Source organism: Orbaceae bacterium lpD04 (assembly GCA_036251935.1).
Classification (GTDB): domain Bacteria; phylum Pseudomonadota; class Gammaproteobacteria; order Enterobacterales; family Orbaceae; genus Orbus; species Orbus wheelerorum.
The window spans coordinates 625,157-636,320 of the sequence record CP133967.1 but is presented as its reverse complement, the minus strand read 5'-3'; the positions used below and the strand labels follow the sequence as shown (position 1 = coordinate 636,320).

Annotated in this window: 9 protein-coding genes; 7 read left to right on the top strand and 2 right to left on the bottom strand. The window is 35.9% G+C overall.

The annotated features are described in order from the left end of the window. Positions 1–8: 8 nt before the first annotated feature. The 7 genes from fdxH (at position 9) to RHO14_02805 (ending at position 6,857) form a co-directional block, all read left to right on the top strand. On the top strand, positions 9–974 hold the full coding sequence (gene fdxH, locus RHO14_02835; GenBank protein WVD71739.1) for a formate dehydrogenase subunit beta: 966 nt from the start codon (positions 9–11) through the stop codon (positions 972–974). After that, the gene (locus tag RHO14_02830; GenBank protein ID WVD71738.1) at positions 967–1,665 is read left to right on the top strand and encodes a formate dehydrogenase subunit gamma; all 699 of its coding nucleotides are present in this window, start codon (positions 967–969) and stop codon (positions 1,663–1,665) included. The genes fdxH and RHO14_02830 overlap by 8 nt, the downstream gene beginning before the upstream one ends. Before the next feature lie 104 nt (positions 1,666–1,769). Then, positions 1,770–2,696: a formate dehydrogenase accessory protein FdhE gene (gene fdhE / locus RHO14_02825; protein ID WVD71737.1), complete on the top strand. Its 927-nt coding sequence runs from the start codon at positions 1,770–1,772 to the stop codon at positions 2,694–2,696. Between the two features lie 251 nt (positions 2,697–2,947). Then, on the top strand, positions 2,948–3,922 hold the full coding sequence (locus RHO14_02820) for an ABC transporter substrate-binding protein (protein ID WVD71736.1): 975 nt from the start codon (positions 2,948–2,950) through the stop codon (positions 3,920–3,922). Between the two features lie 150 nt (positions 3,923–4,072). Then, positions 4,073–5,059 (top strand): ABC transporter substrate-binding protein, encoded by a 987-nt coding sequence (locus tag RHO14_02815; protein ID WVD71735.1) that lies wholly within the window; start codon positions 4,073–4,075, stop codon positions 5,057–5,059. A 56-nt stretch (positions 5,060–5,115) separates the two neighbouring features. Then, positions 5,116–6,066, top strand: a complete 951-nt coding sequence (locus RHO14_02810) for an ABC transporter permease (protein WVD71734.1) — start codon at positions 5,116–5,118, stop codon at positions 6,064–6,066. Then, a complete protein-coding gene (locus RHO14_02805) occupies positions 6,063–6,857 on the top strand; it encodes an ABC transporter ATP-binding protein (GenBank protein ID WVD71733.1) in 795 nt (264 codons plus the stop codon). The genes RHO14_02810 and RHO14_02805 overlap by 4 nt, the downstream gene beginning before the upstream one ends. 68 nt (positions 6,858–6,925) lie before the next feature. Here the strand turns inward: RHO14_02805 and gltP are convergent, their stop codons facing one another. Together gltP and gyrA are read right to left on the bottom strand one after the other, a co-directional pair. Continuing rightward, entirely contained in the window at positions 6,926–8,263 is a 1,338-nt protein-coding gene (gltP, locus tag RHO14_02800; GenBank protein ID WVD71732.1) for a glutamate/aspartate:proton symporter GltP, read from the bottom strand. A gap of 88 nt (positions 8,264–8,351) precedes the next feature. Beyond that, positions 8,352–11,048 carry a DNA topoisomerase (ATP-hydrolyzing) subunit A gene (gene gyrA / locus RHO14_02795; GenBank protein WVD71731.1) on the bottom strand — a complete coding sequence of 899 codons (2,697 nt, stop codon included), beginning with the start codon at positions 11,046–11,048 and terminating at the stop codon, positions 8,352–8,354. Between the last annotated feature and the right edge of the window lie 116 nt (positions 11,049–11,164).

Sequence of the window (11,164 nt, the reverse complement as noted above, 5' to 3'; positions counted from 1 at the left end):
TAAAAATTATGTCATTACAAACTCAAGATATTATTAGGCGTTCTGCTACAAACAAGCTAACCCCTGCACCACAAGCAAGAGACTTTCAGCAAGAAGTCGCAAAACTTATTGATGTAACAACTTGTATCGGCTGTAAAGCTTGCCAAGTCGCTTGTAGCGAATGGAATGACTTACGTGCAGAAATAGGCACCAATGTTGGTGTTTATGATAACCCCGCTGATTTAGAGCCAAAAGCTTGGACAGTCATGCGCTTTTCAGAAGTTGAAGTGAATGGTCGCTTCGAGTGGCTTATTCGCAAAGATGGCTGCATGCATTGTAGTGATCCTGGTTGTTTAAAAGCATGCCCTGCAGAAGGCGCAATAATTCAATATGCAAATGGTATTGTTGATTTCCAATCAGAACACTGCATTGGTTGTGGTTATTGCGTTGCTGGTTGCCCATTTAATATACCTCGCATTAGTAAAGAAGATAATCATGCCTATAAGTGCACGTTATGCTCCGATCGCGTTGCAGTTGGCCAAGAACCAGCCTGTGTAAAAAGCTGCCCAACGGGGGCTATTCATTTTGGTACCAAAGAAGAGATGATTTATCACGCAAATGGTCGTATTAAAGATTTACAGACTCGCGGTTTTGAAAATGCAGGCTTATATGATCCGAAAGGTGTAGGTGGAACTCACGTTATGTATGTTCTTCATCACCGAGATCAACCTAATCTCTATCATAACTTAGCCAAAGATCCTCAAATTAGTGAAGTGGTTAAATTCTGGAAAGGTGCTTGGAAACCGTTATCGGCAGTTGCTTTTGTTGCAACTTTTGCAGGCCTAGTATTCCATTATATGGCAGCAGGACCAATTGAAGTTGATGATGAAGATATTGAGCATGAAAAAGAAGCTGATAAAAAGGCTAGAAAAAACCTTATCAATAAAAAATCAGAGACATCATCAACAAATATAGAGGATAATCGTCATGAATAAGAAAGAGATGATTTTAAGGACACCTTTAATTGTAAGGTTTTGTCATATCTGTATCGTCATGTTATTTATTATTACAGCACTATCTGGGTTATCACTATTCTTCCCTTCAATTAAAGCGTTTGGATTAGTACTCGGTACGCCACAACTAGTGAGATCACTTCATCCATTTTTAGGATGCATTGTTTTTATTTTATTAATGTTCATGTTATTTAAACTTGCCCATCATAATATCCCCAACAAAAATGACGTACGCTGGATTAAGCATATTGATAAAGTGATCGCAGGTAAAGAGCCCGAGGATATTCCAATTGGCAAATATAATGCCGGCCAAAAGTTTTTGTTTTGGTGCATTATGGGCCTTATAACAGTCTTATTCATTACTGGGCTTATTATGTGGCGCCGTTACTTCGCTGAATATTTTCCAATTGAAATTATTCGTATTGCGATATTTTTTCACTCATTAGCGGCAATTGGTCTGATTTTATTAATCATCGGTCACGCTTATATGGCTATTTGGGTTAAAGGCTCAATCAAGGGAATGATTACAGGCTATGTATCTAGAGCTTGGGCTAGAAAGAATCACTCAAAATGGTATGAAGAGGAAATGGCGAAGGTTTATGAAGCTGAGCTAAAAGCCGAATCTTCAGAGAATGCAACTAAAGAATCAAAAAACGGCGTAATAAAGAGCTAAATCTTATTTAAAGATGACTTGATAAATAATCATCGAGTCATCTTGTAATTAATCCCTCGATTACTGAAGTCGTTTAAATTAAACCATTTTTAAATAGGTTGAATATGAGTATAAAAATTGTTCCCCAAGAACAGCTTGAAGAACAAAATGAAAAAACAGGTATTATTAGTAAATTACCATTACTTTTTTATCCTGCCCCTAAAGTTCTTTATACAAACCGTATGAAACGGATGTCTGAACTAGCTAAAAATAGCCCATTTTCTGATTACCTTAATTTCTGTATTAAAATTGTAAGTAAACAAGCAGAACTTATTCGTACAATGCCAATTGAGCAAAATCTTAATGAATTAGTTAAACAAGGTGTCAAAAATAATGTTCCACCATTATCAATAAAAAACTTCGCTCTAACCGATCAATGGCTCAAGTATCTTTATCCAATTATGGATGAGGCTCAAACACTTAATGAAGCAATAGCGGATACGATAAATAATCTTAAAAAGAATAACAAAACGCAGCTGCTAGATAAAGCCGAAAAATTATTAAATAGCCAGTTTAATCAAGTTAATAGTAATGAATCACTATTTATTTGGTCAGCGTTATCGCTTTATTATACTCAATTAGCAAGTCAATTACCGGGTAAAGCCGTTGCTGAGTTTGGCGAACAACGTTGGCATTGCCCTATTTGCCAAAGTAGTCCTATTGCAAGTGTTATACACCTTGGAAATAATATCGGTTTACGTTATTTACATTGCAGCCTTTGTGAAAGTGAGTGGTACGTGCCAAGAGCAAAATGTACTAATTGTGATAATCTAGAAAATATCACGTATTACTCATTTGATCAGGAACTTTCTGCAATAAAAACCGAATGCTGTGAAAACTGTCATAGCTATCTGAAAGTTTTCAATCAAGAACTTGACACTCATTTAGATGTTGTAGCTGATGATATTAATTCGTTAATGCTTGATATGGAAACTGAAAAAGAGAATTTTTCTAAGAGTGGGATGAATCCATTGTTATTTTCAGTAAGCTAATTATACAATTTTAATAAACAATATACTAAGCCCTATTACTCAAAAAAATAGGCCGTATGTTTTATTATTCTAATTGTATTAAATTTTAAATTGAGTACCGTTATATTACGATGCTCAATATATTATTTAATTTAAAAACTAAATCTATCCTTACTATCCCCTCATAAAATTAAATAAAAAGGCTTAACATTTACGATTATTATCGCTACAATAAAAAATCAACGTACTAGTTTAAAGATACTTAAAGCAAAATGTTAAAAAAATCGATTAGTTCAGTGTTATGTTTAGTCATAACATGTTTAACCCCATTTATTAGTTACGCAAGTCAAGTTAAAACCGTAGCCATTACTGCAATTGTTGAGCATCCATCACTTGATGAGATCCGTGATGGTGTAAAAGATGAGCTAATAGCTCAGGGCTATAAACTTAATGATAACCTGATTATACAATATCAAAGTGCCCAAGGTAGTAGCGCTAATGCAGCGCAAATTGCTAAACAGTTTGTGGCAAATAAACCTGATGTAATTGTTGCAATCGCAACACCTAGTGCTCAAGCAGTTGCTGCATCAACAAAAACAATTCCTTTAGTCTTTGCTGGGATCACAGATCCTGTCGCAGCAAAATTGATGAAATCATTCTCACCAACAGGAACGAACATCACCGGTGTATCGGATTACTTAGAGATTCAACCACAAATTGCATTTATGAAAAAAATTGTACCTAATCTTAAAACTGTAGGATATGTTTATAGTCCTGGTGAAGTAAATTCAACTATTGTATTAAAAGAACTACAAGAACAACTAATTAAGCAAAATATTAATATTGTGGCAGTTCCTGCACAGCGCACAGCTGATATTCCAACCGCAGCCAAAAGCCTTAAAGGTAAAGTTGATCTTATCTACACAACAACTGACAATAATGTTGTATCTGCTTATGAAGCATTGGTAAAAGTTGCTAACGAAAATAAAATTCCATTACTAGCTTCATTTCCAGATGCAATAGAACGAGGTGCAGTTGCCGCTTTTGGGATGAGTTATTATGATGTAGGTCGTCAATCAGGTAAATTAGTGATTCGTATTCTTAATGGTGAGAAGCCAGGTCAAATAGCTCCAGAAACAGGGCAAGAAACCCATTTAGTAATTAATCTTGAAGCAGCTAGACGTCAAGGTGTTGTTTTGTCAAATGAAGTTATTCAATCGGCATATCGAGTTATTAATGCAAAATAGCAATTATTAAAGATCTTATTAACATTTTATGTTTATGTAAAAAAAAATGAACATCTATATTGATACTATAACGCTAGATAAACAATAAAATTTGTTTTATAGTAGCTATAATATTTTTTATAATGTAACAAAATATTTACAGGACATAAAATGTACAATACTAAAAATACTCTATTTACATCATTAATAGCGGTTATTTGCCTACTGATATTACCTTTTACACTATTCGCAAGTGAGAATGAAGTTAAATACGTTGCTATTACCGCAATCGTTGAGCACCCTGCATTAGATAATGTTAGAAAAGGAGTTGAAGATGAGTTAAAAAATAATGGTTATATTGTAGGTCAGAACTTAAAATTACAATATCAAAGTGCCCAAGGTAGCAGCGCCAATGCCGCACAAATCGCAAAACAGTTTGTTGCAAGCAAACCTGATGTTATCGTTGGAATTGGAACGCCTAGCTCACAAGCATTAGCGGCTACTACGAAAACAATTCCAATTGTATTTACTGCCGTTACTGATCCCGTTGTTGCGAAATTGACACCTAGTTGGAATGCATCAAAAACTAACGTTACTGGAGTTTCAGATGCATTATCATTAGAAACCCAAATTGGGATCATGCTAAAAATAAATCCAGAAATAAAATCTATCGGATATGTATATAGTCCTGGAGAAGTAAATTCAACGATTGTATTAAAACAGCTACAAGAGATGTTAAGCGCAAAAGGAATTAAAATTATTGCAGCTCCAGCACAACGGACATCAGATATCCCAACAGCTGCAAAAAGTCTTAAAGGTAAAGTTGATATAATTTATACTACGACAGACAATAATGTGGTTTCGGCTTATGAATCATTAGTAAAAGTAGCTAATGAAAGTAAACTACCATTAGTTGCCTCAGATCCAGATTCAGCACATCGTGGAGCCATTGCTGCGTTGGGGATGAGCTACTATGATTTAGGGCGGCAAGCTGGTAAAATTGTCATTCGGATCCTTAATGGTGAAAAGCCAGGTGATATTCCACCACAAGTTGGGAACGTAACAAAGCTCATTATTAATACAAAAGCAGCGCAAAGACAAGGCGTCATACTATCAGATGAAATCTTGAATATGGCTGCTGAAATTGTAGAAAAATAAAATATAAAATAATAGTTGCTTAACTTTAAGCAACTTAATAAGTTTAGGATACTTGAATGTCATTTGAATTTTTTTTAGGTTCGCTTGAGATTGGGCTTATTTATGCTTTAGTCAGTCTTGGTGTTTTTATTTCATTTCGTTTACTCGATTTTCCTGATTTAACCGCAGATGGAAGCTTTCCATTAGGCGGGGCAATTTGTGGTTTATGTTTATATACAGGCGTTGATCCTTGGATTGCAACCCTACTAGGCACACTTGGTGGCTGCATTGCGGGTATGATAACTGGTTGGCTGTATGTAAAACTCAATATTTTGCAACTGTTGTCGAGTATTATTGTGATGATTGGATTATATTCAATTAATCTGCGCATTTTAGGCTTAGGTCCATATATTATGGATGAAACGTCTCGCATGGCTGGTTCACCAAACCTATCGTTACTTGATGCTAAAACAATCTTTTCACCTTTTATTAATGCCGATTATACCAATCAATATATTGTTCAGCCCCTAATGATATTAGGGTTTGTGCTTGTCTTATGGTGGTTAGTAAATAGTTTTTTAAATACTCAAAAAGGACTCGCATTACGCGCGACAGGTACAAATGCCCGTATGGCTAAAGCACAAGGGATCCCAACCGGTGGTATAACAATCTTAGGGATGGCTATTTCAAATGGCCTAATTGCTTTAGGTGGCTCACTATTTGTGCAAACACAAGGTGGCGCTGATATCACTATTGGCGTTGGTACAATCGTGATTGGGCTTGCATCAATAATTATCGGTGAAAGCGTATTCCCCGCGAAACGTATGTGGGTTATTTTATTATCGGTTATCATTGGCTCTATCTTATATCGTTTATTTATTGCAATTGCACTAGGTAATGAGTTATTGCAAAGTATTGGTATCGGCACAGAAGATCTTAATTTGATCACTGCTATTTTAGTTGTATTAGCACTAGTGTTACCGAAACAACTAAAAAAATGGCTACGTAAACGAGGAAAATCAGCATGATAAAAGTTGAAGCATTACAGCTGACTTTTAACGCCGGTACGCCAATTGAAAATCATGTACTGCGTGGGTTAGATTTAAATATTAAAGAAAGTGAATTTGTTACTATAATTGGTAGTAATGGTGCAGGAAAAAGCTCGCTATTAAATGTAATTAGTGGTGATCTTATCGCTGACACTGGCTATGTAATAATTAATGATAAAGATGTATCTCGTTTACCAGCTTGGAAAAGAGCAGGAATGGTAGCTAGAGTATTTCAAGATCCAATGATTGGTACCTGTGAAAACTTGACTATTGAAGAAAATTTAGCGCTTGCCTATAACAGAGGCCAAAAACAACGATTAAAACCAGCATTAAATAATCATCTGCGACAATTATTTAAAGATAAGCTCACTGTTCTTAATTTGGGTTTAGAAAATCGTCTATCAGACATGATGGGATTATTATCAGGCGGACAAAGGCAAGCCGTTAGCTTATTAATGTCAACATTACAATCATCTAAAATATTGCTACTTGATGAGCATACCGCAGCTCTTGATCCGAAAACGGCACAGTTTGTGTTAGAACTGACAGCAAAAATGGTTGAAGAAAGTAAATTAACTACCATGATGGTGACTCATTCTATGAAACAAGCACTTGAGTATGGCACTCGAACCGTTATGTTACATCAAGGAAAAGTCGTTTTAGATGTATCTGGAGAGGAACGAAAACGTATGACGGTGACTGATCTGCTTAATATGTTTGAAAAAACGCGTGGTGAAGAAATTACTGATGATGCGTTATTATTAGGTTAATAAATTAACTAAAATTAGATAAAAAAAGCCAATGTAATCATTGGCTTTTTTTATTATTGATAATCAAACTACTCTTTTATTCGATTATGAATATAATCTTGCTCGTAACAACGTGCTTTATTATCGTCAAATATATGTTCCCAACGAGCAATTACAATTGCAGCAAGCGCATTACCAACAACATTAACTACCGTTCTTCCCATATCTAAAATGCGCTCGACACCCATAATATAACCGATACCTTCAAGTGGTATGCCAACACTGCCTAGTGTTGCAGATAACACTAAAATAGAGGCTCCAGGTACACCAGCAATACCTTTTGACGCAATCATTAACGTAATAACAATAATGATCTGTTGCATAATCGAGAGATCAATATTAAATAGTTGAGCTAAGAAAATTACAGTAATACTTTGATAAAGGGTTGAACCATCTAAATTAAACGAATAACCAGTTGGGATCACAAAGCTTGTAACTGATTTAGGCGCGCCATAGGCTTCCATTTTTTCAATAATTTTAGGCAGTGCAGTCTCTGAACTCGCAGTAGAAAACGCAATAATTAATTCTTCTTTTAGTATTCGCAGTAGCATAAAAATATTAAACTTACATAGTTTACATACTAATCCCAATACACCAACAGTAAATACTATCATTGCAATATAAACAACGGCAACTAACTTTAATAATGGCAATAATGAGGCGAAACCATATTTAGCAATTGTTACCGTCATTAATGCAAAGACACCAATTGGTGCGTAACGCATAATAATATTTGTTACTTTGAACATCGTATCAGAGATCACTTTCAAAAAAGCCACAAATGGTTCACGCTGCTTATCGGGTAGCTGCATTAAACCTAGACCAAAAAATACACAAAAGAAAATGACTGGAAGTATTTCACCATTACTCATTGCTTTAAAAATATTTGATGGGATCATATCAAGGATCATGACGATTAAACCATGAGGTTTATCGCTTAGTTCTGAGCTCTGAGAAATATACTTTGATACATCTGCGTGACCAAGTTGTGCTGAGTCAACACCAACACCTGGGCTAAAAATATTACCGAACAACAGGCCCAATAAAATTGCAATAGTCGTGATAACTTCAAAATAAAGTATAGTTTTAAAACCCAAAGTACCTAATCGTTTTGAACCGCCAAGCCCAGCTATTCCTAAGGTTAAAGTACTTAAAATAATTGGCAATACAATCATTTTAATCATACTAATAAAAATATTACCCGCGGGTTGTAAGATATTTACGATAGTAAATTGGTAGTATGGGTATAATGAGTGTGACTCATATGAAATAATATTCAAAATAGCGCCTAAGGCAACACCTAACACCAACGCAAATAGTATTTGCCAAGCTAAACTTTGGCAAAATTTTCGTAAGATCAATGACATACTTATTCCTATAATAATTATAATTGTGTAAATATTTTTAGAAAAAAAAGGATTAGTCACACGCTAATCCTTTATGTTTAAAGAGATATTATTCTTGCTGTAGCTCAGGTGAGATAGTCACCTCACTATCTAGCATGCTTTCATCATCTGTTTCAGCAACGCGCTGTAAACCGACAACTTTTTCATTTTCTGCCGTTCTTATTAATGTAACACCTTGTGTATTACGACCAACAATACTGACTTCTGAAACTCGAGTTCGAACTAATGTTCCAGCATCAGTAATAAGCATAATTTGATCACTGTCTGCAACTTGTACTGCGCCAACAACTAAGCCATTTCTTTCACTAACTTTAATTGAAATAACCCCTTTAGTCGCCCTAGACTTTGTTGGGTAAGATGTTTGTTCCGTACGTTTACCATAACCGTTTTGTGTTGCAGTTAATATTGCACCATCACCTCGAGGAACAATTAATGATACGACTTTATCATCTTTATCAAGCTTGATCCCTCGAACACCTGCGGCAGTGCGCCCCATTGTTCGAACTTTATTTGCCGGGAATCGAACAACTTTACCATTAGCCGAGAACAACATAATATCTTCACTGCTAGAGGCTTCTGTCGATTCTTCCTCTTCAGATTCAATCTCTTCAACAATTGCATCATCGTTTAACTCTTCATCATCAAGAATTGCTGATGGATCATTACTCGTTAAATCAACGCCAATAAGTTCATCATCATCACGTAAATTAATTGCGATAATGCCACCACTTCGTGGACGGCTAAATTCAATTAGTGATGTTTTCTTAACGGTACCTTGCGCAGTTGCCATAAAGACACCATGTTCATCATCAAACTCTTTAACTGGTAAGATTGCCGTAATGCGCTCATTAGCTTCTAATGGTAATAAGTTAATGATTGGACGTCCTCTAGCACCGCGGCTAGCCTCTGGTAATTGATAGACTTTCATCCAATATAAACGGCCACGGCTTGAGAAGCATAAAATAGTATCATGGGTATTGGCAACTAATAACTTCTCAACAAAATCTTCTTCTTTAATTTTAGTTGCAGACTTACCTTTACCGCCACGACGCTGCGCTTCATAATCCGATAACGGTTGATATTTAACATACCCTTGATGAGATAAAGTTACGACAACATCTTCTTGCGCAATTAAATCTTCAATATTAATATCAGCTGTACTTGCAGTGATCTCAGTGCGCCTTGCATCTTGGAACTGCGCTTTAATACTTTCAAGCTCTTCGCGAATCACTTCCATCAAACGCTCAGGGCTCGCTAAAATATATAATAACTCTGCAATTTGGACTAATAACGTTTTATATTCATCTAGAATCTTTTCATGTTCAAGCCCAGTTAAACGATGTAAACGAAGTTCTAATATAGCTTGAGCCTGTGCCTCAGATAAATAGTAATTGCCATCGCGAATACCAAACTCTGGCGCAAGATCTTCAGGCCTTGCAGCATCATTACCTGCTTTTTCAAGCATTGATGCAACATTACCTAACTGCCAAGCGCGAGCAAGTAGTTTTTCTTTGGCTTCAGCTGGCGTCGCTGCACTTCGAATTAATTCAATGATGGGATCAATATTGGCTAAAGCAATCGCAAGACCTTCTAATACATGAGCTCGTTCGCGTGCTTTGCGTAGTTCGAAAATAGTTCTACGCGTTACAACTTCACGGCGATGTAAAACGAAAGCCTCAATCATATCGCGTAACGTCAATAATTTTGGTTGTCCTTTGTGTAGAGCAACCATATTCATACCGAAAGTGACTTGTAATTGAGTTAATGAATAAAGATTGTTTAGAACAACTTCACCAACAGCATCACGTTTTATTTCGATAACGATACGCATACCATCTTTATCTGATTCATCACGTAATGCAGAAATTCCTTCAACTTTTTTATCTTTAACTAGTTCAGCAATTTTTTCAATTAATCTTGCTTTATTTACCTGATAAGGTAATTCATGCACAATGATTGTTTCACGGCCAGTTTTTTCATCTGCTTGAACTTCAGCTTTAGAACGAATATAAACCTTACCACGGCCTGTTTTATAAGCGTCTTCAATACCTTTTCGGCCATTGATCATTGCAGCAGTAGGAAAGTCAGGGCCAGGAATATGAACCATTAAACCATCAACAGTAATATTCTCATCTTCAATAAATGCAAGACAACCATTAATGACTTCACCTAAATTATGTGGTGGAATATTTGTCGCCATACCAACAGCAATACCCGACGAACCATTAACTAATAAAGCAGGTATTTTGGTTGGTAGAACATCTGGGATCTGTTCAGTGCCATCGTAGTTGGGAACAAAATTGACGGTCTCTTTTTCTAAGTCAGCCAACAATTCATGGGCAATTTTTGACATACGAATTTCGGTATAACGCATTGCCGCAGCTGAGTCACCATCGACAGAACCAAAGTTACCTTGCCCATCGACTAACATATATCGAAGAGAAAAAGGCTGCGCCATACGAACAATCGTATCATATACCGCTGTATCACCATGTGGATGATATTTACCTATCACATCCCCAACAACACGAGCCGATTTTTTATAGGCTTTATTCCAATCATTACCTAATACGTTCATCGCAAAAAGAACGCGGCGATGGACGGGTTTAAGTCCATCTCGCACATCTGGTAATGCTCGCCCAACAATAACTGACATAGCATAATCAAGATAAGATGTTTTTAATTCTTCTTCGATATCAACAGGCGTAATTTCTTTGGCTAGTTCAACTTTAGATAAATCGGTCATAAAACCACTTTCTCACTAGATAAAATATAAACAAAAAGATACCAAATTATATCATAAAATTACGCTTTTAGTCAGTGTAAAATTGAAATAAATTCCTTTTACCTCAATATATCAGT

What these genes read in the sequence shown, in the direction of transcription:
- fdhE (WVD71737.1), top strand. Translation starts at nt 1,770, where the DNA reads ATGAGTATAAAAATTGTTCCCCAAGAACAGCTTGAAGAACAAAATGAA.
- RHO14_02805 (WVD71733.1), top strand. Translation starts at nt 6,063, where the DNA reads ATGATAAAAGTTGAAGCATTACAGCTGACTTTTAACGCCGGTACGCCA.
- RHO14_02810 (WVD71734.1), top strand. Translation starts at nt 5,116, where the DNA reads ATGTCATTTGAATTTTTTTTAGGTTCGCTTGAGATTGGGCTTATTTAT.
- gltP (WVD71732.1), bottom strand. Translation starts at nt 8,263, where the DNA reads ATGTCATTGATCTTACGAAAATTTTGCCAAAGTTTAGCTTGGCAAATA.
- gyrA (WVD71731.1), bottom strand. Translation starts at nt 11,048, where the DNA reads ATGACCGATTTATCTAAAGTTGAACTAGCCAAAGAAATTACGCCTGTT.
- RHO14_02820 (WVD71736.1), top strand. Translation starts at nt 2,948, where the DNA reads ATGTTAAAAAAATCGATTAGTTCAGTGTTATGTTTAGTCATAACATGT.
- fdxH (WVD71739.1), top strand. Translation starts at nt 9, where the DNA reads ATGTCATTACAAACTCAAGATATTATTAGGCGTTCTGCTACAAACAAG.
- RHO14_02830 (WVD71738.1), top strand. Translation starts at nt 967, where the DNA reads ATGAATAAGAAAGAGATGATTTTAAGGACACCTTTAATTGTAAGGTTT.
- RHO14_02815 (WVD71735.1), top strand. Translation starts at nt 4,073, where the DNA reads ATGTACAATACTAAAAATACTCTATTTACATCATTAATAGCGGTTATT.